16 protein-coding genes are annotated in these 23,864 nt (G+C 37.5%); 6 read left to right on the top strand and 10 right to left on the bottom strand.

Annotation, left to right across the window (positions count from 1 at the left end; genetic code table 11):
- Nucleotides 1-735 precede the first annotated feature (735 nt).
- Complete coding sequence (locus AC13EX_RS17030; protein WP_482893629.1) at nt 736-1,854, bottom strand: DUF748 domain-containing protein; 1,119 nt, start codon at nt 1,852-1,854, stop codon at nt 736-738.
- A 770-nt stretch (nt 1,855-2,624) separates the two neighbouring features.
- Between AC13EX_RS17030 and AC13EX_RS17025 the strand changes: the two genes are divergently transcribed.
- From AC13EX_RS17025 to AC13EX_RS17015, 3 genes are all read left to right on the top strand, one after another.
- A complete protein-coding gene (locus AC13EX_RS17025) occupies nt 2,625-5,963 on the top strand; it encodes a SusC/RagA family TonB-linked outer membrane protein (RefSeq protein WP_482893628.1) in 3,339 nt (1,112 codons plus the stop codon).
- Between the two features lie 13 nt (nt 5,964-5,976).
- Nucleotides 5,977-7,461 (top strand): RagB/SusD family nutrient uptake outer membrane protein, encoded by a 1,485-nt coding sequence (locus AC13EX_RS17020; RefSeq protein ID WP_482893627.1) that lies wholly within the window; start codon nt 5,977-5,979, stop codon nt 7,459-7,461.
- Between the two features lie 81 nt (nt 7,462-7,542).
- Nucleotides 7,543-8,046 (top strand): hypothetical protein, encoded by a 504-nt coding sequence (locus AC13EX_RS17015; RefSeq protein ID WP_048643773.1) that lies wholly within the window; start codon nt 7,543-7,545, stop codon nt 8,044-8,046.
- A 148-nt stretch (nt 8,047-8,194) separates the two neighbouring features.
- On the opposite strand, the gene AC13EX_RS17010 is transcribed toward AC13EX_RS17015, so the two are convergent.
- The 6 genes from AC13EX_RS17010 to eat all read right to left on the bottom strand — a co-directional run bounded on the left by AC13EX_RS17010 (nt 8,195) and on the right by eat (nt 17,171).
- On the bottom strand, nt 8,195-10,750 hold the full coding sequence (locus tag AC13EX_RS17010) for a phosphocholine-specific phospholipase C (RefSeq protein ID WP_482893626.1): 2,556 nt from the start codon (nt 10,748-10,750) through the stop codon (nt 8,195-8,197).
- 270 nt (nt 10,751-11,020) lie between these two features.
- Nucleotides 11,021-12,385 carry an aldehyde dehydrogenase family protein gene (locus tag AC13EX_RS17005; RefSeq protein ID WP_482893625.1) on the bottom strand — a complete coding sequence of 455 codons (1,365 nt, stop codon included), beginning with the start codon at nt 12,383-12,385 and terminating at the stop codon, nt 11,021-11,023.
- Nucleotides 12,386-12,388: 3 nt separating this feature from the next.
- Nucleotides 12,389-13,132, bottom strand: coding sequence for a gamma-glutamyl-gamma-aminobutyrate hydrolase family protein (locus AC13EX_RS17000; RefSeq protein WP_482893624.1), 744 nt, complete (start codon nt 13,130-13,132; stop codon nt 12,389-12,391).
- Nucleotides 13,133-13,135: 3 nt separating this feature from the next.
- Nucleotides 13,136-14,284, bottom strand: coding sequence for an iron-containing alcohol dehydrogenase (locus AC13EX_RS16995; protein ID WP_482893623.1), 1,149 nt, complete (start codon nt 14,282-14,284; stop codon nt 13,136-13,138).
- Between the two features lie 191 nt (nt 14,285-14,475).
- Nucleotides 14,476-15,840 carry a glutamine synthetase family protein gene (locus tag AC13EX_RS16990; RefSeq protein WP_048643778.1) on the bottom strand — a complete coding sequence of 455 codons (1,365 nt, stop codon included), beginning with the start codon at nt 15,838-15,840 and terminating at the stop codon, nt 14,476-14,478.
- Nucleotides 15,837-17,171, bottom strand: coding sequence for an ethanolamine permease (eat, locus tag AC13EX_RS16985; protein ID WP_482893622.1), 1,335 nt, complete (start codon nt 17,169-17,171; stop codon nt 15,837-15,839). Before eat ends, AC13EX_RS16990 begins: the two co-directional genes overlap by 4 nt.
- Nucleotides 17,172-17,882: 711 nt before the next feature.
- Between eat and AC13EX_RS16980 the strand changes: the two genes are divergently transcribed.
- Nucleotides 17,883-18,500, top strand: coding sequence for a deoxynucleoside kinase (locus AC13EX_RS16980; RefSeq protein ID WP_339716535.1), 618 nt, complete (start codon nt 17,883-17,885; stop codon nt 18,498-18,500).
- Here the strand turns inward: AC13EX_RS16980 and AC13EX_RS16975 are convergent.
- Nucleotides 18,497-19,141, bottom strand: coding sequence for a DUF7255 family protein (locus tag AC13EX_RS16975; protein ID WP_482893621.1), 645 nt, complete (start codon nt 19,139-19,141; stop codon nt 18,497-18,499). The genes AC13EX_RS16980 and AC13EX_RS16975 overlap by 4 nt on opposite strands.
- 462 nt (nt 19,142-19,603) lie before the next feature.
- Between AC13EX_RS16975 and AC13EX_RS16970 the strand changes: the two genes are divergently transcribed.
- Entirely contained in the window at nt 19,604-19,942 is a 339-nt protein-coding gene (locus AC13EX_RS16970; protein ID WP_482893619.1) for a hypothetical protein, read from the top strand.
- Nucleotides 19,943-20,020: 78 nt separating this feature from the next.
- On the top strand, nt 20,021-21,718 hold the full coding sequence (gene ggt, locus AC13EX_RS16965; RefSeq protein WP_482893616.1) for a gamma-glutamyltransferase: 1,698 nt from the start codon (nt 20,021-20,023) through the stop codon (nt 21,716-21,718).
- Nucleotides 21,719-21,730: 12 nt separating this feature from the next.
- On the opposite strand, the gene AC13EX_RS16960 is transcribed toward ggt, so the two are convergent.
- Together AC13EX_RS16960 and AC13EX_RS16955 are read right to left on the bottom strand one after the other, a co-directional pair.
- Entirely contained in the window at nt 21,731-22,021 is a 291-nt protein-coding gene (locus tag AC13EX_RS16960; RefSeq protein ID WP_482893615.1) for a DUF6958 family protein, read from the bottom strand.
- A 217-nt stretch (nt 22,022-22,238) separates the two neighbouring features.
- Complete coding sequence (locus tag AC13EX_RS16955; protein ID WP_482893613.1) at nt 22,239-23,669, bottom strand: hypothetical protein; 1,431 nt, start codon at nt 23,667-23,669, stop codon at nt 22,239-22,241.
- Nucleotides 23,670-23,864: the final 195 nt, after the last annotated feature.

Genomic DNA, 23,864 nt, shown 5'->3' with positions numbered 1-23,864 from the left:
TGCTATTGTCAAACATAACTATTTGAAATCAGTAAATTGTTATTGATATCAGTATTAACATTGCAGTGTTTTAGCAAAACTTCTATTAAAGTTGATTTGTACGTGGTAACACCAATCCCTTGGAATCAGCGAGTTTGGTTCAATCATTCAAAGCCCTTATTTAACCTAAAGCATTATAAATAATCCGGGCAATAAAAAATGTTTTATGCCGCTCCCAATCAAAATTAAAAAATAATATTAAATAAGGATTAAATCTCCTGGGCAATTGTAGACAAAAAAATAACAGACTAGTTGGATTTAACCCGGATTATGTAATAGAATTTCTCCGCCCTGACAATGTCAGGGGTGAAGCCTGTCCCGTGTTTACGGGAAGTGTTGCAATCGCAAGACAATCAGGCTGTTTGGATATTTTAGCATAGCACCGCTATGGGGAAATTGAAAACAGCAACGAAGTGGCTGATTTTAAAGCGATTTCAGCACCTAATAGAATGTCTATTGCATATTTCAGGTTTAAAGATTCAGAAAAAATTACATAAGCGCCAATCCAATCCTACTTTTTAGCTTTCAGAAATGCATTCTTTGTTCTAAAACATGTCACATCCACTTGACAATAAAGACCTTAAATCGACAGGTTTTTTGTTTTTAGCCTCTATTCTGTGGATATGACCATCTAATGTTAAGCCACATAAGTACCATCAAGCATTAAAAATCTATACAAGAAATGTCTTTTTACTTCTAATTTTCTCCATCAAAAAGCGATTTGAAAAAGCCCTTTTCATCTCCCTTGTCTTCCATATTGGAAATATTAATGGATTGCTCTATAGATGGTTTTAAGGCTTGTATAAAGGCGTTTTTCAGGATCAGAACAATTGCCTGCCCAGTGTGAATTTCAGGATTTTCGAAAGTATTTTCTATCAAGATTTTAGAACCTATCTGATCCTCTTTTTGATTTTCAAACAGCTCAGCGGTTCCGGCAACAAGCGTTTCCCATAAAATTTGGAATACATTCCCTTCTTCCTTATTCCATTGTACAATATCAAGCTCTTTGATTAGGGGTTTGACATATCCTTTAAAACTACCCTCCTTGGCGGCAAACTCAGTAAATACGTTGAACTCTCCTTTTTTTACATCAAAATTACCGTAGGCCCTTAAAAAATCATTCAATCCCACAAGGTCTACCTTTTCAATTTCCGCATTCATGTCAAAAGTTGGATGATCTGCCAAAGCATTTAATTTAACATCTAAATTAAAGCTTCCTCCATAGGCATTTCCATTTGCCGTCAAGGTTGAAGGCAAAGAATCTCCAACCACAGGTTCGTTAGTCAATTGTTCTGCCAATATATTTAACTGTTTTATAAAGACATCAACCTTAGGAGATGCCATATTGTCTATATAATGGATTTCGCCCTGATTGATTTCGAAACGGTTTATAGCCAGAGGCATTAAATCTCTTATCAAGCCCTTCAAATCAGATGTGTCCTGCTTAACTTCCCTGTCTTCATTTTTGGTTTGGACAAAATTAAGCTTAGGTTGGTTAACGATTAGTTCACCGACAATCTTACCCTGAAACAAGGCCTTCCATTGAACAGACAGATCTACTTCAGGACAAGTAAAAAATGGTATACTATCAGTGTGCTCTTTATCAACCGTATCTCTTTTAAAAATATAAATACCATCAATTATATAAGCACCTCTTATAAGAGCAATATCAATATCCTCTACCTCTCCTGTGTATTCTTCCATTTCAGCCAATTCCTTATTCACAAAGTGAAGAACAATTTTTGGAAGGAAAAGCCTGAACCCGATTAAAAGCAATACAATAACTCCAAGAATAATAGCGGTCTTTTTTTTCATTTTTTATGAAAATTTAGTTTTTCATTCGTTTAAACCCTTCAATTAAAAAGGACAATTAAAACCTCATTAATGATCTAAAGCCAATCCCTACTCCTACCAAACAATCTTGAATCAATTTATAACGCACGGTAAATTAGACTTAGAACCTATCGGTCTTATTAGGATATTTACTTCAAACAATAGTCTGTTTCTTGCAATTAATATGCCAGTAAATTTTACCAACTTATCAAAAAATCGGTGATTTGAAGGCACTTACCGTTTAAAACCAAATGAGAAAAAAATTTTATTATGGAACCCCATAGTTAAATATCACGGAAAAATATTTTTTCAAAAAATTCCATCAATTAATACTTAACTAACCTATCAAAATTTTGTTTTTATTAAAATAGCATGAACAGAATATGGATTCTCCTTTAAATTAAGGGTACAAAACGCTCAGTTTAAAACTAAAGAATCTATATTTATATGGTCATTTTAAATAATAACTTTTTAAAGTTAAATTTAATCTATATAATTGGGTTAATAATTCTTATAATTTTTCCCATTTATAAAAAGTCGATATATCAAATATATAAATACTAACAGCCTATAAACGTGTACGTTACCCCATAAATAAACAATAACCTATCAACTTAAATAAATAAATTAAAAAAGAGACCGATTTTAATTAAAGAAATCGAATTATCTCTGTATTAATTAATATTTATTTAAGATTTGAATTCCTTTTACCATTAGTGAATTTTATTAATTAAATTATAAACCCAATAGTTATGAAAAAAAGTATACCTCTCCGGCGGATAGGATGTAAAAAATTATTTACCGGGTTGCTACTGGCCTCCTTAACAACAGGTCAAATGTTGGTTAATCCAGTAGTCGCAAATACCGCTTTTACTCCCGGTATCAATGAATTAGGTAGTCATTTAGCCTTTGCCAATTCTCCAATAGTCGATGTGACTATTAAAGGAGTTGTAACTGATGCAAACGGCGAGCCACTTCCAGGAGTTACCATTTCAATACCTGGAACCTCCATAGGAACAGTTACAGACATCGATGGTAGTTATTCCATGACGGTACCAGAAAATGCTACTCTGGTATTTTCATTCATCGGCTTCGAAAAACAAAGTGTAGCTATAGGTGGACGTAGCATTCTAAATGTCACTTTAAATGAGAATGTTTCTGCCCTCGAAGAAGTAGTCGTTATTGGTTATGGTACTCAGGAAAGAAAAGACATTTCCACTGCTATCTCTTCTGCCTCCGCAGAAGACCTTAAAGATCGACCCTCCTCCAACTTTGCTCAATCATTACAAGGAAAAATGGCAGGTGTTAGAATTTCAAACAATAACTCGGCACCAGGTGGTGGATCCAATATCGTGATCAGGGGTGTAAGTTCAATTAACGCGAGCAATAGCCCGTTGATCGTTATTGATGGCTTCCCTATTAAGGATGGTTACAATAAAACTGAAAACCCATTAAACTCCATCAACCCTGCAGACATAGAGTCCATTGAGGTATTGAAAGATGCCTCATCAAGTGCGATTTATGGTACTCAGGCGGCAAATGGTGTAATCTTGGTTACCACAAAAAAAGGTAAATCCGGCAAACCAAGCATTACAGTCAATGCTACTACTGGGGTTCAATCTATGCTGAATAAAGTGGAAGTCTTGAACAGAGATCAATTCCTTCAGATGATGGATGAATCCAGAGCTGCTGCTTATGTCATTGAAGATCCAAATTTTGGAACCAATGATCCTGAAGCACCACTTTGGCAATGGACTGATTCTGATGAAACAAGAATTAGCAATTGGACCAACTACTCCCAGTATTCTGCGGGGATGCAAGATCCTTACCAAATGTTTTACAGGTGGATTACAGTTACTGATACTACCAAAAACAGTCCACACAATACTGATTGGCAGGATGTAATTAGCCAAATGGGTAAAACAAACGATATTCAGCTTTCTGCTTCTGGTGGAACGGATGACATCACCTACAGAATTTCAGGTGGTTATTTCAACCAAGAAGGTATCGTCAAATCTTCTGGATACGACCGTTTCTCTTTTCGGGCAAATATAGACATGAAGGTTAACAACTACTTGAAACTAGGTTTGATGTTGGCTCCTTCTTTGGAAAACACGCAGGTATTGGCCAACACAGAAGGTGGTAGTACTAGAAACCCGTTTTACAATGCTTTAGGTTTACCTCCAATTTGGGCTCCAACTGACGAAAATGGTGTTCCCCATTATTATGGAACAGAATCTACCTATGAAAATCCATGGTTTTGGAATTTAGATTTTGCTGTCAATCCACTTTCAAATTTTCAAATCGAAGACAAGAGGAGAACAGTAAAAAACCTAGCAACCATATATACTGAGATCAATTTGATGGAAGGATTATCATTCAGGTCTGAATTTCACACTCAATTTAGGTTTTGGGAAAGAAACTATTTCCTTCCAAATTCAATGCCCACCACTTCTCAACCTTTTTCAAGGTCAAGAGGAATCAATCAAGTTACCTCTAGTTTTACCTGGAATTCACAAAATTTCCTCACCTATGCTAAAAAATTCGATGCTCATTCATTGAACGCTATGGTAGGGTACTCTGTGGATGAAGCCAGTTACAGAAGTACTTATATTAACAAATATGATTACCCTACAGATTTAATTCCTACCCTAAATCAAGGTGTTACCATAGTAAATGCCCAAAATGATGCGCGTACCAATCGTTCAAGTGAATCAATGATCGGTAGTTTTGCAAGGGTTATATACAATTATGATAGCAAGTATTACTTCACAGGTAGTATTCGTAGAGACGGATCATCCAAATTTGGTAAGGACAACAAATGGGGGGTATTCCCATCCATGTCTGTTGCATGGCGTGCATCTGATGAAAACTTCTTTGAGCCTTTAAGAAGTGTTGTCAATGATCTAAAAATCCGAGGTGGTTGGGGAGTAATTGGAAATGCAGGAATAAGCAATTACCTAGCCCTTAGTACACTAAACTCTGGAGCATATGTATTGGGTGCTGGTTCTACCGTCGCTCCTTCTTATGTAGATGGAAAAGTAGCTAACTCATCTTTGGGATGGGAAGAAACAACTGATTTTACTATTGGAACAGATGTGGAGCTTTTCGATAGTAGGGTTACGTTCAGTGTGGATTATTTCCATAGACTTACAGAGAACATGCTATTTAATTTGCCATTGCCTGTAGTTACCGGTTTCAGCTCCTTTATGGCCAATGCTGGATCAATGAGGAATAGAGGTTATGAATATTCTATTTCTACAAGAAATCTTGATGGCGTATTTACATGGAATACTTCAGCCAACCTTTCTTATTACAGAAATAGGGTGTTGGATATAGGGAAAGACAAACGACCAATAATCAATAACAATGGGTATACTGCCGAAAATAGACCTCTGGCAGGAATTTGGGGTTATTCTAACCTAGGCGCGTTTGATGATTGGGAAGATGTCAAGACTTCGCCAATTTTTAACCCTCAACAAGCACTTTGGAGTAAAAGGTCCAACCCTGGTACACCAAAAGCAGCAGATGTTAACGGAGACGGTATCTTGGATAGTAATGACCAAACAGTTATTGGACAAAATAACCCTGCCTTTGTATGGGGTATGACCAATAATTTCGGCTACAAGAATTTCGATTTCTCTGTTCATGTGAACGGCGTTCAAGGAGGAGACCTTTCTATGGTTGAATTTGAAAGTATGCTTGGAAGAGGCGGAGGAAGAAGAAGTATGACTACTGAATACTTCAACAATTACTGGACGCCAAACAGGACTGATGCAGCTTATGCATCCCCTACAAGAAAAAGCGCAGACGGGTCGAGTGTTTCGGGAAGCCTTTTGTTCAAAGGAACCTATGTAAATATTCAAAATGTAGTTTTAGGGTATACTTTACCTAATGAAATTGCAAACAGGGCCAACATTAGCAATTTACGTGTATACATGAGTGTACAGAATGCTTTCTTTATTACAAAATACCCAGGTTACAATCCTGAAGTCAACTATCAGGGAAATTCTGCTTTGTCACAAGGCATAGACAGAGGAGCATATCCTTTGGCAAGAACCATCTCTTTAGGTATCAATTTAGCATTGTAAACAGCTCTCAATCATGAAAAAAATAATTAATCTACTTATAATAGCGACACTCCTCGTTTCCTGCTCGGAAGAATTCCTTGACAGACAACCTGAGGATGCACTTTCTACGGGGGCATTTTACAATAACGCCTCTGAAATCAAAGCAGGCCTAATGGCATGTTATTCTCCTTATCAGAATATCTATTCTCGTTCTGAGGTACCACAATACCTGGAAATCATATCTGATGATGCGAAAGATGTCTTGTGGCAAAGCAATGACTACTTGTTCAAAAAGAATACTGGAAACTCCCGACCAAACTTTTGGAGAGACCATTACAAAGTCATTGTTAATTCCAATAACATTATTAATATCATTGAGAATTATACTCCTTTGAATAGTAGTGAGGAAGAATTGGTAAAAGTATACAAAGGAGAAGCAAAATTCCTTAGAGCCTTAGCCTATTTCAATCTTGTACGTCTTTATGGAGATGTTCCTAAAATCGTAGAAAGACTGGATGATCCTACCAAAGCAATCGGTATTGGAAGAACTTCAGCTACTGAAATATACAATTCAGTTATCATTCCTGATTTAGAAGCAGCTATTGCTGATTGTCTTAAAAAAGGTGATGCTGGTCTTCAGGGAGAAGAAGCACGAGCGACTAAAGGTGCTGCCATGACCATTCTTGGTAAAGTTTATTTAACATTGAAAAACCACTCCAAAGCTGAAGAGGTTTTGAAAAGATTGATCGTAAGCAAAGAAGCTGGTGAATATTCACTATTAAGTGACTTTTCACAAATCCATAAAATGGACAACAAGTTTAACGATGAATCCATTTTTGAAATCAACTACAATGCTTCTTTGGGTCAGCCTAACTTCTTATTCAAATGGATGACCAACGAGAACGGATACCTTTATGGAATCGCTTCAGGCGGTGGACCAGTGATTATGTTTAACTTAATGGAAGATTTCGTTGAGGACAATGACTGGATAGGCGAACCAGACTGGACTAGATACAATGCAACGCTTGATTCAGGATTATTGGAAGGTGGTAGCCCTGAATTACAACCATGGCCTAAAAAATTCACTCCAGAAACAAGCACACTAGCCCAATACAATATAACTGGAACTGATTACAATTACATGGTAACCAGGTATGCTGATGCCCTTTTGATGTATGGTGAAGCATTGGTTGGCAATAACAAGGCAAGTGAAGCCCTACCCTACTTTAATATGGTTAGAGAAAGAGCTGGACTTAATGGCTTGACCGTTGACCAATTGGACATAGACCGAATTCTACATGAAAGAAGACTAGAATTGGCTTTTGAAGGACATAGGTATTTTGACTTAGTAAGAACAGATAAAGCGGTGGAAAAAATCTCTTGGGCACTTATGACCATCGTTGGTTATGATGCCAGAATATTTACCACGGAACCAATAGAAGAATACCAACTTTTATTGCCTATCCCTGTAGGAGAGATTCAAAAAGACGCTTCTCTTAATCAAAACCCTGGTTATTAATAAACTTAGCAGCGAGCTTCTGAATTCAATTTGAAACTTGAAATTCAGAATTGTATTTGCTACTAATTAAATTTTAAGAAAATGAAAAAGATAAATAATATAGTAATTGTGGGGATTTTAGCTCCATTTATTTTCTTCTCCTGCCTGCAGGAGGACATAGTACCCGTACCAACTGTCAGAGACGTAAAAATGTACATGACAGATATTGAAGGAAACGATTCGTTGATATCTAATCCTACCGCCAATAAATCATTCCGTTTTGTGGTGGATACTGATGCAGATATCGCTACTGTATGGCCTGGAGGAGAACGTCGAATCATGAAAAAAGTGAATACTGAAACAGATTCATTGGACATGTTTGGTCATCCTGTCCTTATCGTAAGTGATTATTATATGGATTACGGCTTGGTAAAAGCAAGAGGTTTTAAAACCGCACTTGGTGAGACTGGCTGGTATACTTCTTATACCTATAAAGCAAGTGGAGACTTTGACTTAACGATAGTTGTTACCAATCATGGTTATAATAGCGCTGACTACAAACAGGTAGTGCATGAAGCTGGAACAATTACGGTATTGGAAGAATAATCTAACAGTCTAATTGAATATAAAAAGAGCCCTTTTCCTATGACTTGGAAAAGGGCTCTTTTCTTAATTGTCAGTTGGTAAAACTAAAATAGGCAAATGTTTTTCTACCAAATGGTAACCAACTAAAAATCAAATTACTACAAAGGGTTTAGCCAAGTTTAAAAGATACTTCCCCGCCCATCAAAGGATCGGAAATGCTGTCTAAGCCCAACTCTAAACGACCACAATACCTTCTGCTAAAGGTAGTATTGCCTATGGTCCTTAAGGTAAAATCATACCAGCCCTTGCTCTTAGAAGTAGACACTCGAATTGCTTGCTTCTCACCGGCCAAAACTGTTATGGAATTCTTTCCGTGATTGTAGGCATTGTCTCTCACTTCTATAGTAAGCTTTCCCTGGGAAGTGTTTTCCATTTCAATATTGTAATAGCCAGTATTACTTTTAGTATCCAGGCTATAGAAGGAGTTTAAAGACAATTTAGGATCATTTTTATTTCCTTTAAACTCTCTAAAGAAACCATTTGGCCCATATACTTGCAAATGATAGGTATTACCTTCAAATGCATCCAAAGGCCATATATAATTCAGGCTATCTCCTGCTTTCACTGCAAAAGACCAGTTTTTAGCATTTTCAAATGTATTGGATTTCGGGTCCTTATAGCCTCCTGGAGCATATACGGTAAAAGGAGCACCAAGTGCTTCTTTACCGAACTTCTTATCGGAAGCGCTTAAATCTAGCACTATTGCATCGTGAGAACGGTTAAATTCCCCTTCCACATACAACTCATAGGCAAGCGCATTGGAGGGTTTGGTTCCCGGCTCTTGTTTAGGCATCAAGGGCGATTGCAGATGGGTATTGTTAACTTGACTTATCTCAGCGTCAGTCAACACTTTAAAATTGTCTGGAATGTCCTTATAGCTAGCGTTCAGAATCTTTTTAACATGCCCTTCCATGGTTAAGAAATCAGGCAAGTCAATTTTCTCACCATTATAAGGCCTAAAAACAGAAGTAAGGTCACCACTCACAGTACGTCTCCAAGAACTAATATTGTCTTCTTTAATCTTTTTACCTGTTTTATGGGATAACAACTTTTCCATAAACATAATTGTAGAAGATATATCAAAAACTTCCGAATTCACCCAGCCCCCTCTACTCCAGGGTGAGGCAACAATTAGAGGCACTCTATATCCCAAACCTACCGGACTTTCACGAACATCTTCAGCATCCATTCCTGGATAATTTTCTTCTTGTTCTTTAAATACAAATTCAGTTCTGGCATCTATGCCTTTGGATACTTTTCCTGCACTTGGGTCATTCGGTTTTGGTGGAACAAATGGTGGTACATGATCAAAATAACCATCATTCTCATCGTAATTCAGTATAAATATCGTCTTTTTCCAAACCTCTGGATTCTTTGTTAGAATTTCTAGAGCTTCAGAAACATACCAAGCACCATACCAAGGAGCAGAAGGGTGATCAGAGAAATTCTTTGGGGCTACTAAATAGGAAACAGTTGGAAGATTTCCAGAATCAACATCTTTCCTAAATTCGTAAAATATATCTCCTTTAGGAATTTTTGTTGACCTTTTTTCGCCATCTTCTTCATACTCCAGCATCTCCGTTTTGTGGTAATCCGGATCTGCGATATTCGTCGTGAAAGCACGCTGATGCATTTCCTTTTCTCTAGGAGAAAGTTTTTCAAAGGCTTCAGGCCCAAATTTTTCTATAGACTCATTTACAAATTCAATGGCCTCTTTTTTAGATGCTATTGCTTTTCTTATATCCGCTTTGTCAGTTTCTACCGCATTTGAGAGAGAAACTTCCAATTTGGCAATGTCGCCTGGGAGTGTTTTTTGTTTGTGCTTTAAAAACTCATAATGACCAGGTGTATAGCGAACCTCAAATTGCTTGAACCATTCCAGGTTATTGTCAGTAAAATTGGACAACCAAGATCGGTCATCTCCTTCAAGCATAGTGGATAAACTCACCTCATTCTGGTATACCTTCCAAGGAATACCATTGTCTTGTAAGCGATCCGGGAAAGTTTTCCAATCGACTTCTTTGCCATAGGTATGTTCGCCATTTCGCACTAGAGGTTTTTCCCCAACCTTACCTACAGTTTTACCTGCCCAGTGAAAGTTTCTGTTGGTAGTGGTGCCTGTAAGCGCCCCACAAAAATGCTGGTCACAAACGGTAAATGCATCCGCAAATGCATAATAAAATGGGATGTCTTGTCTTTCATAAAAACCCATGGTCATGGGAACATGTCGGTACTCTTTTCTACCTGGTCTTTTGGCTTCTATCCAACCATCATATTTACCATTGTTCCGCGCATCCACTTGATTCTCCCAAGAGTGAGGAATATCACTCATCCAGGTCGCTTTGGTCTCATTTATATTAAACCTAAAAGGCGCAAAAGCATTTCCTTTATTGTCTCTTTGTAACCAAACTTTGTCTTTATTAGGCAATGAAATAGTTCTTGGGTCATTAAAACCCCGAACACCTTTTAATTTCCCAAAACAATGGTCAAACGACCTGTTTTCCTGCATTAACAATACTACATGCTCTGCATCTTTAAAGGTTGTTCCTGGATCAGGATTAATTGCCATAGCTTTTTCTATAGAAGCGGGTAAAACACCCCAAAGCCCTAGTCCCCCAGAAAAAAGTGCCGCTTTCTTTAGAAAATCTCTTCTATTCTCATTCATAATTTAAATACGATATAAAACACATTAATTAAATCTCAAACTGGATTCAGGTATTCGTACTAACTAAGGGTAAATCGATAAGCTTAAGTATCCAAATATTTTTCCACTCATGGGTAAAATTAAAATTTTACTGTGAAAACCATAGAGAAAGATTATTGTCAAATGGTTAATTCTCCACTTAGCCAATGGTTTTGTTAATAAGTGAACTTAATAAAAATCAAAAACATTTTCATCTAAACTAAAACTTATTTGGCCTTTAAAGAGAGAAAACTAACCTCTCAATTGGTAAGCCTTAGGTTGGGTAAAGGCCCGAATCCCCATATAGGACAAGGTCACTCCCATACCAGAATTCTTTCTTCCTGTCCATGGTAAATTTGGACTTACTCTGTCACAACAGTTCACATAAACGGTTCCAGTTGGTAATTCTTCAACCAATTCTTTCGCTCTTAATTCATTTCCTGAAAATACTGCAGCGGTCAGCCCATAAGCCGTATCCTTCATAAGTTCTAAGGCTTCCTGGTCATTTTTTACTTTCTGAATCCCTATTATTGGCCCAAAAGACTCTTCCTTCATAAGGTCCATGCTATGGTCCACATTTGATAAAACAGCAGGAGTCAAGTAATAACCTTTATCTCCCCATCTTTCTCCTCCATACAGAACTTTAGCTCCTTTATTTTTAGCATCTGCTATCTGGGAAAGAATGACATCCAATTGATCAGCTCTGGTGAGCGGTCCTATAAACGTGCCCTCTTCCATAGGGTCACCGATTTTATAAGTGGAAACTTCGTCCACAAAAGCAGCTACAAACTCATCGTAAATCTTTTCATGCACATATACCCTTTCAACAGCACAACAGCTCTGACCATTATTGTAAAAGGCGCCCTCAGCAGCATTTATTGCTGCTTGTTTCACATCTGCCACATCTTCCATCACATACAAAGGATCTTTACCTCCTAATTCCAACTGCACAGGCACCAATTTGGAAGCCACCTTTTGGGCAATGTATTTACCTGTTTTATAAGATCCTGTGAAGAAATAGCCATCCAAATCTGCCTCCAACAACATCTCTCCCACTTCAGCTCCACCAATAAAGCATCCAAAAGCATTTTTAGGAATTCCAGCTTCCCAAAGTAAATCTCTAAATTTAAGCCCTGTAAGTGAGGCAAACTCTGAGGGTTTATAAGCAACAGCATTTCCTGCCAATAACGCATATAAAAACACATTGTATCCCACATTGTATGGGAAATTCCAAGCAGAAATATTGGCTATAACACCAAGTGGCTCAAAGGTAATTTCCTCTCGTGTAGCTCCCTCTTCAGTAATGATCTCCTTCTGCAACCACTTGAGTGCATCCTTCCGGATATGGTCAATTCTATTTTGGGCCCCTTTGATTTCATTTATAGCTTGTTGAATAGGTTTGCCCGTCTCCAAGGATAGGATCTTCGCCAGTTCATCTAGGTTTTCCATCACAAGGTCACCGTACTTTATAATTATCGCTACTCTTTCTTCCAAGGGCACTTTGGCCCATATTTTTTGTCCTTCAATTAAAGCAGCTATTTTATTGTTTACCTCTACAGGGGTATCCTCAGTTAGCTTTTCAATTGTACTTCCAGTAGCAGGGTTGATGATATCCATTTTTTATTGTCTTTTAACTTTTTCTATAAAATAATCGTACAGTTTTAGGGGATCTAAAAGAGGTGCCCCCTTTCCTACTGAAAACTCAGGGTGCCATTGTACTCCCAAGGCATTTCCATCCTTGTTTTGTAAGGCTTCTACAATGCCGTCTTCCTTACTCAAGGCCAATATCTCCAAACCATCACCTACTTGTTTTACCCCCTGATGATGCACAGAATTCACTACAGCCCGATCCACACCTTGGTAGATCTCATCAAGGGTTTTGCCCTTTTCAATTACGATTTCGTGTATTAATGCATCGTATTTATCAGCATCCCTATGCTGAATTGCAGTTGGTTTTTGCGTAGCAATGTCTTGAAACAAGCTTCCACCAAAATACACATTCATCAATTGAAATCCTCTGCAAATGGCAAAAATAGGTTTTCCTTTTTGGACAGCATAATCCATTATTCTTAGCTCATAGGCATCCCTATAAGCATCTCCCAACCACTTCCCTGGAACTATTGGGGTTTCATTGTAAGTTTCAGGAGCTAAATCGGTTCCTCCCTGAAAAACAAAGCCATCAAGTTCATCCAAAATCTCACCTAACTGGTTAATAGGAAGATCAGGTAATAAAACAGGAAGAATGCCTTTTTGGGATACGTAATTAAACATATCACATTCTACATAGGCTAAATTTTTAGGCCCAAAGACAATCCTTGTGGGCTCTTTATACATGAAACATGCACTAATTCCTATCTTTAGCATATTCTATAGGGCCTTCTCATAAATGGATTTAAAGTCAGCTTCAGTTACTGGTTTGGGATTATTTGGATGACAGAAATCCGCAATCGCTAATGAAGCTAAGGTATCAATATGCTCATTTTTCACCCCTATTTCCGATAGTTTTGCAGGCAGCCCTAATTTCTTATTCAAATCGTTGATATAATTTATAAAGTTTTTGCCTTCTCCTTGTTTGAGTCCTATCATTAGTCCCATTTGCTCATACCTGTCTTCAAATCCTTCATAGTTAAATTCCAACCCATGTGGCAGGTTAATGGCATTGGCCAAGCCGTGGTGGGTATCCAATAAACTGGACAATGGGTGCGCCAAGCTATGTACTATGCCCAATCCTTTCTGAAAAGCAATCGCTCCCATCATGGAAGCCATTAACATTTTACTTCTAGAGAGCAAGTCAGGTTTTAAGGTTGCTGTTTCTATGGATTCACCTATTAACTTAATTCCTTCAAGGGCAATACCACTACACATAGGATTCCAGTTTTTGGAAAGGTAGGCCTCAATATTATGAGTAAGTGCATCCATGCCAGTAGCTGCGGTTACAAAAGAGGGCAAATCCATTGTAAGTTCTGGATCTGCGAATACTATTTTGGCCATAAGTGTTGGTGCAAATAGGATTCTTTTCTTCTTACTCTCATTTTCTGAGATGATAGCGCTTCTTCCTACCTCACTTCCTGTTCCAGAAGTCGTAGGCACAGTAATAAAATGTGGGATTGGCTCCGTCACATACTTATCTCCACCAATCAGGTCATCGTAATCAAACAAGTCTCTGTGGTGATTGATACTTAAAGCAATGGCTCTTGCCACATCCAAGCCCACTCCTCCTCCTATACCTATAATCGTATCTCGGTCCGTTGATTGATACAATTCTTTCCCTTTAAGCACATCCGTCTTAACTGGATTTTTATGAACATCTGAAAAAACTTCAACTGACAGACCTGATTGGCTTAGTTCTTTAACTATATTTTTAAAAAACCCAAGTTCCCTTACTATAGGATCAGTAACCAATAACGGTCTTTTTAATTGGTTTTGTTTAAGATAATCAGGCAATTCACTGATAACCCCTACTCCAAATCGGATGGTCGTAGGAAAACTAAAATTAAATTTTTGACGAATGTCCATTTTTATAAATGAAAATATTAGTGATAAACTTGAGATATAACGGTCAAAGCCGAAATTCTTTTTCTGATAAAATCGATTAACAACCAATTGACGCTCTACTTATTCATTTAATTGAACTAAGCTATCTAGCACAATCACCTGGTTGATTTAAATGCTCACCAACTATTTTGGGGTTTATTGCTTTCCTTTAATTAAATGATTTCAAAATAGCGTTTCCTTTCCCAATCAGTAACCTTAGATGCGAATTCCCTGCATTCCCATTCTCTGGTTTTACAGAAATGGTCTACAAAGTCCTCCCCAAATAAGGATTTTGCGATGGCTGAATTTTTCATTGCTTCAGTGGCTTCTTTAAGGGAAGTTGGTATTGACCCATTGGTATAATCCTCATAGCCATTCCCTATTGTGGCTGGCTTGTCCAACTCCAATTTGTGTTTGATCCCATATAACCCAGAGGCAAGGCAGGCAGACATAGCCAAATAAGGGTTTACATCTGAGCCTATTACACGGGTTTCCAATCTCGTTGATTTGGCACCGCCGGATAGCACCCTCAAGGCAGTTGTTCTATTGTCTCTTGCCCAAGTCAAGGTAGTTGGGGCCCAAGCACCTTCTACCAACCTTTTATAACTGTTGATAGTGGGTGCAAACATGGGTAAAATATGAGGTAAACAATGCAATTGCCCAGCTATATATTGTTGCATAAGTGTACTCATGCTCCACTTGCCATTGGCATCATAAAACAGGTTGTTTTTAAGATCTTTGTCCCATATACTTTGGTGTACATGCCCACCATTCCCTGGAAGTTCTTCAGACCATTTCGCCATAAATGTGGCCATTATTCCATGTTTATATGCAATTTCTTTTACACTACTTTTAAACAAGGCCGCACGGTCTGCTGCTAATAAAATATCACTGTATTGAATTGCGGCTTCATATACACCTGGGCCGGTTTCTGTATGTAAACCTTCTAATGGAATGTCAAACTGATGGCAGAGATCAAAAAGATCATTGAAAAACTCACTTTTTAATGACGATCTTAGAATGGAGTACCCAAACATACCAGGGGTTAAAGGCTTTGTATTTTCACAACTACCACTACCATATCCTTCTGGTGTACTTTCGAAATTAAACCATTCAAACTCCTGAGAAAACTGAGGAAAAAAGCCTGCCTCAAATGTTTGTTGTTGGATATTCTTCAATAAAGTCCTAGGACAAACCAATGCTCCATTCTCTTTGTCATTGCTAAAATCAGCCAAGAAAAATGGGAGATCATCTTCCCAAGGTATTTTTCTAAAGGTAGAAGGGTCAATTTCCGCCTGGAAATCTGGATAACCAGTGTGCCACCCAGTGACAGAAACGTTGTCATAAGATTTATCTTCTACATCCCAGCCAAATACCACAGCACAGAATCCCATGCCCCCATCTAAAATTGAAAAGAATTTGTCCAATGAAACCACCTTACCCCTCAAAACCCCATCAATATCAACAATAGCCAGTTTTACCTTATTAAAGGAACTGTTCTTTAAACTTGATTTTACTTCTTCTTTACTAAATTTCATGAAGTTTTTGTCTTGTTAAGGAATAATACAAAAAATAAATAAGCCCCTAAAAGCATGGCGAAAAATAATAAAGCCAGATTAAAATTATAAATGATCATTGCGATTAAAGATAAACTGGCAATTATCAAGGCCACTAAAGGAAATAAGGGATAATAGGGTACTTTAAAAGGTCTTTCTAAATCAGGTTCCTTTTTCCTAAGTTGAAGAAAAGCAAGCATGGACAATATATAAAGGCATAAAGCACCAAATACGGCAATAGTAATGATCTCTCCCGTTTTCCCCGTAAATAGCGCGATAATTCCAATAACCATATTGAAAAACAAAGCATTTACCGGGGTTTTAAACTTTTTATTTACTTTTCCGATGGCTTTGGGTGCATATCCTACCCTACCAAACTCAAAAGTAGTACGACCCGCAGCAAGTATGATCCCATTAAATGAAGCTACTAGTCCAAATAATGCTATAAAAGCGAGTAAATGATAATACATTTGATTGTCTCCCATTACTAGCCCCATGGCCAATGGAAGAGGAGAATCAGAAGCTACACCTGAACCATCTGGATAAACAATGGCTTCCCAACCACCAACTCCTACTGCAGCCATAAATGTAATTACACATAAAATAACCAATGTTAGCAAGGCAAAGCCGAATCCTTTAAGAATATTTTTTTGAGGATTTATGGTTTCTTCAGCAACATTTGCGACTCCTTCGATGGCCAAGAAAAACCAAATTGCAAATGGAATGGCAGCCACAATTCCCATGTACCCATTAGGAAGTGCATTGATCTGTAAGTTTTCTACTTTAAACGCTGGCAAAGTGACTCCTGCGAAAAACAACAAACCGATGACCGCAATAATGGTAATAAACAGCTCAAATGTAGCAGCAACCTGTAGCCCTATAATATTAAGACCAGTAAAAATAAGGTAAGCCACCACCCCTATCAGTAAAGCATCCAGTTCAGGGAAAAAGATACCAAAATAGGCCCCAATAGCCGAGGCAATGGCTGGAGGGGCGAAAATAAATTCAATGTTTTGCGACATTCCTGCAAGGAAGCCTAAATGTTTTCCCAAGCCTCGCTCGGCATAAGAAAAAGCACCTCCAGCTTTAGGAATAGCACAGGCCATCTCAGTGTAACTAAACGTAAAGGTGACATACATGATAATAATAAAAAATATGGCAATACCAGCTCCTAATGTTCCTCCCTCTGCTAGGCCTAAATTCCAGCCAAAATAATTGCCAGAAATTACATACCCCACTCCCAAACCCCATAACATAAAAGGACCTAAGGTCTTCTTTAATTGATCTTCTTTGTCGTTTGTTTTTTGATCCATATAAACTTTACTTTTGGAATAGAAAAAGGGCTACCTATTAATTGAAGTTATACCAATAAAACATCCTTTAGAACTTTGATTGTATTTTTTTCAATAAGCACCTCCTAAAATTAGAAATTATTTTGATTTTCAACTTAATTGATTAAAATAATTTAAATAAAAAAATGATATCCCGTAGCGTAAATCAAATCCTGATTTCCCATGTAATTCCACAAAAACTTGGTATAAGCAATTAATATCCTGATTTAAAAATGTCAATTAAAACTGCAAAAAGTTAAAGCCATTGTATTCATAAAATACTGAATAACAGAAAGGTAAATAGAGCAATTGAAAACACAAGTATAATTCAAAAAAAAATCATATAACTTTTAAAAATGGACACCAATAGAGTGGTTTTAAAATAATCCTAGGACTGCCAATTTTTTTTTGAATTATAGGCAGCAGAACCTTGTTAATAAAAATAGTTAAATAGAAAAAGGTATAAATCTTACCTGCATACAAGGAAAGTAATGTGTTCCAATGAATATTAATCCATTGGAAGATTTTAGCTTGGTACTTGGCTGTAAATAGAAAGTAGCAATATTTGACTTTCTTTTAGGTGAACCCCCTCAAATAACAGATTAACGCTTAAATTTTGAGGTGAGGGATTTATATAATACTGAGAAAATAACGACTCTGTATTTAAGAAAATAGAAATAAATTAACAGAATAATGCATATCGCAATTTCAGGAAATATTGGAAGTGGTAAAACTTCATTGGCTGTAAAACTAGCTGCCCACTATGGTTGGCAAACAGAATTTGAATCTGTAGAAGATAATCCGTATTTATCAGATTTTTATAAGGACATGACCAAATGGTCTTTTCACTTACAGGTTTTCTTCCTTCAAAGCCGAATTAACCAGGTGAAAAGAATCCAGCAAAACCCGACTTCTACCATTCAAGATAGAACCATTTATGAGGATGCGCATATTTTCGCTGCTAACCTCTATGAATCCAATTTGATTTCTAAAAGGGATTATGAAAATTACAAAGGCCTCTACCATTCTATGGCTAACTATATCAAACCTCCAGACTTATTGATTTATTTAAAAGCTGATATTCCCAAATTGGTAGATCAAATTGAAAAAAGAGGTAGAAATTACGAAAGAAGCATCCAAATAGCTTACTTGAAAAATCTAAATGACCTCTATCAAAAGTGGATTACCGAATATAACCTTGGAAAGCTACTTGTAATAGATGTCAACAATATGAATTTTGTTGATAATCCAGAAGATTTTTCAATAATAGTAGAGAAAATTGACGGTGAACTATTTGGCCTATTTAATTAATCCATTTTTCTAAGCAACCAAGATCCTATTACACGCAAAGTCTCTGCGTTTGGCCTTAGTAATAATTTGTCTATCCGTTGAAGCTTACCTCCAATCATTAGGTTTTCGTAAGAAGGAATTCTGATTAGCTTAAAACCCTGTAATCTACTAATAAGATCGTATTGTAAATCATTGTAAGCATTTAACTTCCAACCTGAGGAACCATTACCTGTGAGGTCAGGAGCTTCTTCACTTCGTCCAAAGCATCGTGAGGCAATAGGTGGTCCATTCCAAATACGCTCCTGTGAACCTGAAATCAAGCATTCTCTTTCGAATGTTCTACACATTCGGAGATAGCTTTGGTGCCAGGTATAATTAAATAAAGAATAAACCTCAGCTTTTAAGGTTTTAAGTCTGTACCGATTAAAATGATTAGCATCATCATAAACAAATAAAAACTTCCCAATTTTAATATCCACTTTTAGCTGGTTCAACAGCGGAAAGTCTCCCTCTCCGTCAAGCTCTTTATAAGCCTCCAACAATAAACCTTCCCCTTTACCTTCTATAAGACTTTTTTTGATTGGGACGTGAAAATCAATTTCGTAAGTTGCCTCAATTTCTTCCAGGGCCTTTATCAATTGATCTATTTTTTGATGATGCATTTAGTTGAATTAAAAATTACTGTGGAAAAAAGGCTTAAATTAGGTGACTATTCGTTTTCAATTCTCTCTTTTAAATTTGGCTTTGACCCTGGAAATGTTGTCTTTGTAGACATATCATAACCAATCCAAAGCATTATAACTAAAAATATAAGTCCAAAAATCAAAAAAACCACCTTGTTCCTATTCATAATTGCATCCAATTTTATATTTAATTCAAATCAAGAATCTCAAAAAATAGTTCCATGGAGGCTTATACTTTTAAAGTACTAAATGCCGTTGTATTATGAGATATAAGCAGAACGAAAAATTGGCTGTAAGCCACAAAAATTAACATTTATCTGAAAAAAAAAATAATTATTTGTTAAATTTAAGTTTTCCAGCTCTATTTTTGCGTTGGACTATGATACTTATAGTTCATTGTGTAAATTTACGTTTATCAACCTATTTCATAAAACCTACTGTATGTACAAACAGATCAAACCAGATATGATCTATCATTATTTCGATCAGGATATTGAACTTATCCATGAAATTATAGAATTGGTTTTGGAACTGAACGTACAAGATTTGAAAAATCTGATGCCCTTATATGAAGAGGGTCAAATTAGTATAATCAAAAAGAAGTTTCATAAATCTAAGCCCGTCTTCAGTTTATTGGGGGCTAATAATTTAAATAAAAGCATTTCAGCACTGGAATATGACCTTAATGATCAATTTCTAGAAAAGTATCCTTTTTTACTTAAAAATCTGAATGAGCTTGAAGAAGACCTTAACTCTTTTCTAAAAAGGTCTCATCATTAATTGGCATTAACTGCCTCCTACTTTTCCTGATTTTTTCATCGTCTATTACATTAAAAACCTTAGACCAATATGCTTAAAATGATTAAGTCATCATTCTCTTCTCGATCACAATTTTTTATCTTTAGTATTTCCATTCTGCTGACAATTTCCTGTTTACCCCAAAAGCATAAACTAGGTTTATTGGGTGAAAAAGCCATGGTGGTCAGTGCTCATCCTTTGGCTTCTGAGGTAGGTAAAGACATTCTCTTACAAGGGGGAAATGCTGTAGATGCGGCTATTGCCGTCCATATGGCACTGGCCGTGGTGTACCCACAGGCGGGAAATTTAGGTGGCGGTGGATTTATGGTAATCCGAGAAAAAGATGGTGAGGTCCATTCACTTGATTACAGGGAAAAAGCACCTCTAACAGCAAGCAGAGACATGTACCTAGATGCACAAGGTAACCCTCAACCTGAAATAAGCCAAAATGGTCACTTGGCTTCAGGAGTACCTGGATCTGTAGATGGAATGGTAAAAGCCCATGAGAAATTCGGATCACTTCCGTGGAGTGCATTGATAAATCCTGCCATTATCTTGGCTGAGGATGGCTTTAATTTGACAGAGGTGGAAGCAAATTTTCTCTCTTCCTATTCCGGAAATTTAAAAAAATATTCTACCATAGACCCTGTACATTATACAGGTAATACATTCAAAGCAGGTGATAAATTGGTTCAAAAAGAACTTGCCAATACGCTTAAATTGATTCGAGACCATGGTCGTGAAGGATTCTATGCTGGCGAGGTAGCTGACCATTTAGTTGCAGAAATGAGAAGGGGTGGGGGCTTAATAAGCCATGAGGACCTTGAGAAATACCAAAGCATATGGAGAAAACCGCTAACTGGAAATTATAAAGATTACCGCATAATTACCATGGGTCCTCCTAGTGGTGGAGGAATTATTCTGCTTCAGATGCTAGGCATACTTGAAAACCATAAAATCTCTAAAAACAAGTTTAGTGATTACCTTCATCTGAAAACGGAAATGGAGCGCAGAATTTATGCCGATCGGGCTGAATACATGGCCGATGCTGATTTTTATCCGGTCCCAGTTGAGCAGTTGGTAGCTAAGGAATATTTGAAAGAAAGGTTTCGAAATTTCAATCCTGATAAGGCCACACCTTCAACGGAAATCAAAGCAGGTGACCTTCTTCAAGAGAGCGAGGAAACCACCCATTTTTCAATTGTTGACCAGGAAGGCAATGCTGTATCCAGTACAACTACCCTAAACGGAAATATGGGATCGAAAGTCCTAGTAGCCGGAGCTGGCTTTATCTTAAACAATGAGATGGATGATTTTTCTATAAAACCTGGTTTTCCTAACATGTTTGGTGTTCTCGGAGGCGAAGCGAACAAAGTAGAGCCAGAAAAAAGGATGCTTAGCTCCATGAGCCCCACCATTTTGGAAAAAAACGGCAAATTATTCATGGTTGTAGGGACGCCTGGAGGCTCCACTATTCCTACCTCAGTTTTTCAAGCCATAGTAAATGTGATCGAATTTGACATGGGAATGCAAGAATCAGTCAATGAAAACCGCTTTCATAGCCAGTGGAAACCGGATTGGATAAGCTATGAAAAAGGGGATTCAAACGAGCCCATTTTGAAGGAGCTAAGGGCTAAAGGACATGAGCTTAAAGAGCGAAATGCTATCGGAAAGGTTGATGCCATCCTTGTTCGAGAAGATGGGACCCTGGAAGCTGGGGCTGATTACAGAGGTATGGATTCGGCTGCAGGTTTTTAGGTTACAATGAAATCATCTTTTGGCCTCACACAGCCTCACAAAATGAGGACTTGTTCCAGGTATACGCTCAATTATATTTCTAGCCTCCAAATCCAGCTTTACTGAAACGAGGTACCAAGGAACCGAACCATCAAAACTATCCTTCAATGTAGCAATGGCTAATTCATTAAGTTCCTTATAAGAAATCTCATTTCTTTCCTCAAGGGTTTTAAGTATAAATGTTCTAATTAGATTGTATTTAGAAACCAAAATATTAACCCCTTTCTTGCCTTTAGGGTGCAAAGTCAATAGCCTGTCTTTCATATAGATTCAGTTGATTTTTTTAATTCTATTCTTGAAGAAACAATACCGACAAAGTTATTTAAATTTCATTTCCCACTTTCATAGGTTTAATCCCCCTATCTTAAGTTTTTAAGGCTCTTTAAAACTGATGTTTAATAGGGCTAAATATTGCCTAAATTCAATCCTCAACTGGTTTCATTAGGATTTGATTGTTCTATTTTTTCTTCGGATAAAAGTATTACTCTTTTAGCAAATCCTTAATTGCCTTCATCAGTACACCTTCCACTTCAGGAGCAACATTTGATGCGCGTTCACTGACCTCATATCCTCCTTTTTCATAGGCCAAAGTAGTTCCTATATAACCTGGACCAAGATCACCATAGGCGGCCATAGTTACAAACAGGTCCGGACGTTCGGCTTTAGCCGCAAGCTGATACTCAACAAATAGCTCTCCAGGCATATGTAAAAGTCTTGCATCATTAAGGCTAAGACACATGACATCCAAGGTTTTTCCAGCTTGGGACCTGCGCAACCAAGCCATTTTACGTGCATTCCCGCTACTTTTCTTTAATAATTCATTACTTTTCTTTAACTCTCCTTGCATTTTGTACAAGTATTTTGCCGGAGGTAGGGCCACTTTCTCCACAGTCCAAGAAACCCTTGCGGCTGTTATTGGTTCTCGCTTTGTTGATTCCCATGCTTTTTTCATTCCTGTTGCCAGCCGCTCCGCTAAGATCAAACGATTTTCGTGGGAACCATCATTGTACTTACCTGCAGCAATATTTCCTCCTGCTCCGTTAAAATGGGCATGAAGGGCATCGGGAACAGCCAATTGACGTAAAAACCTGGCTACCCCTACAAAATCAGGATTAGGGATCCCCGTACGGTAATAACTCTGTGGATGGGAAGCATAATAGCTAAAAATAGCAACCGGCTTGTCTTCATTCCAAAAACTAACAAGTGACAGTTCAGGATCAATCAATCCTTCAGGTTCAGCATGCAAAACGGGATCTTTGGTTGATGACATACGCGTAACCCTTACTTTTCCATCAGGTCCATAAATATTTCTGTTTGAGGCCACTTTTTCTACAATTGCTTTACCTAAACCTATATGGGTAACCGGCTTCGTATCGGACAAAGAACTTTTAACGGCAATGGTTAACCGACGCAGGGCTTCTCTAGGGAAAGTACCATCAAATTGGGTAGGGTTGATATTTGCTGGGTCCATACCGGCTTCAATAAGAATCTGTTCTGCACCTGCATCAAACCTAGGTGCATCATGCTGGTGCACCACGCTCACAGCGATCCGATTAGGAATAGAGCCAACAGCCGCTGCCAATGCTCTTTTGAATTCATCCATACCCTCATTGCCAATGGCCAGCCAATCTATGGAACACATAACAATAGGCAATCCAGCCCCCTGCAACACTATCCCCTTAGCCCTTAAACCTAAGTCCCATTTGTTTATGGTTACATCATAAGCCAAAGGACTTCCTACTGGTGGAGTAACATCTATGTCAAAAGTGGATAGACGAAGTCCTTCTACTGGTTTTTCTTGGGGTTCATTGTCGTATTTAAAATTGACTTTTCCTTCCACTTTGTGTATTTGAAAGGAAAAAAGAGAAAGCAGGATAAGTAGGACTGATAAGCTTACATTAACACTTTTCATACTTCTAAGAATTTATTATTCATTACTAAAACTATTGTTTCACTACCACAGCTTGATGCTGTACCAATTGCTAAGCAAAAAGGAGAAACCCACAGGTTTCTCCTTTTAAATTTAGGTCCAAATTAATGCTAAGAAAATTAAAACTAACTTGAATAAAGGGCATTTTTCCTTTTCTCATCAATTCATGCATTTATC

The sequence above is a fragment of the Cyclobacterium sp. L-R genome, from assembly GCF_056859355.1.
The sequence above is the reverse complement of the archived record's forward strand: the minus strand, read 5'-3'. Positions and strand labels throughout refer to the sequence as shown.

Excerpts from the sequence above, each read along its gene's own strand:
- AC13EX_RS17025 (WP_482893628.1), top strand. The coding sequence starts at position 2,625 with ATGAAAAAAAGTATACCTCTCCGGCGGATAGGATGTAAAAAATTATTT.
- eat (WP_482893622.1), bottom strand. The coding sequence starts at position 17,171 with ATGGATCAAAAAACAAACGACAAAGAAGATCAATTAAAGAAGACCTTA.
- AC13EX_RS16975 (WP_482893621.1), bottom strand. The coding sequence starts at position 19,141 with ATGCATCATCAAAAAATAGATCAATTGATAAAGGCCCTGGAAGAAATT.
- AC13EX_RS16955 (WP_482893613.1), bottom strand. The coding sequence starts at position 23,669 with ATGAAAAGTGTTAATGTAAGCTTATCAGTCCTACTTATCCTGCTTTCT.
- AC13EX_RS16990 (WP_048643778.1), bottom strand. The coding sequence starts at position 15,840 with ATGAAATTTAGTAAAGAAGAAGTAAAATCAAGTTTAAAGAACAGTTCC.
- AC13EX_RS17010 (WP_482893626.1), bottom strand. The coding sequence starts at position 10,750 with ATGAATGAGAATAGAAGAGATTTTCTAAAGAAAGCGGCACTTTTTTCT.
- AC13EX_RS16960 (WP_482893615.1), bottom strand. The coding sequence starts at position 22,021 with ATGAAAGACAGGCTATTGACTTTGCACCCTAAAGGCAAGAAAGGGGTT.
- AC13EX_RS17030 (WP_482893629.1), bottom strand. The coding sequence starts at position 1,854 with ATGAAAAAAAAGACCGCTATTATTCTTGGAGTTATTGTATTGCTTTTA.
- AC13EX_RS17000 (WP_482893624.1), bottom strand. The coding sequence starts at position 13,132 with ATGCTAAAGATAGGAATTAGTGCATGTTTCATGTATAAAGAGCCCACA.
- AC13EX_RS17015 (WP_048643773.1), top strand. The coding sequence starts at position 7,543 with ATGAAAAAGATAAATAATATAGTAATTGTGGGGATTTTAGCTCCATTT.
- ggt (WP_482893616.1), top strand. The coding sequence starts at position 20,021 with ATGATTAAGTCATCATTCTCTTCTCGATCACAATTTTTTATCTTTAGT.
- AC13EX_RS16970 (WP_482893619.1), top strand. The coding sequence starts at position 19,604 with ATGTACAAACAGATCAAACCAGATATGATCTATCATTATTTCGATCAG.
- AC13EX_RS16995 (WP_482893623.1), bottom strand. The coding sequence starts at position 14,284 with ATGGACATTCGTCAAAAATTTAATTTTAGTTTTCCTACGACCATCCGA.
- AC13EX_RS17005 (WP_482893625.1), bottom strand. The coding sequence starts at position 12,385 with ATGGATATCATCAACCCTGCTACTGGAAGTACAATTGAAAAGCTAACT.
- AC13EX_RS17020 (WP_482893627.1), top strand. The coding sequence starts at position 5,977 with ATGAAAAAAATAATTAATCTACTTATAATAGCGACACTCCTCGTTTCC.
- AC13EX_RS16980 (WP_339716535.1), top strand. The coding sequence starts at position 17,883 with ATGCATATCGCAATTTCAGGAAATATTGGAAGTGGTAAAACTTCATTG.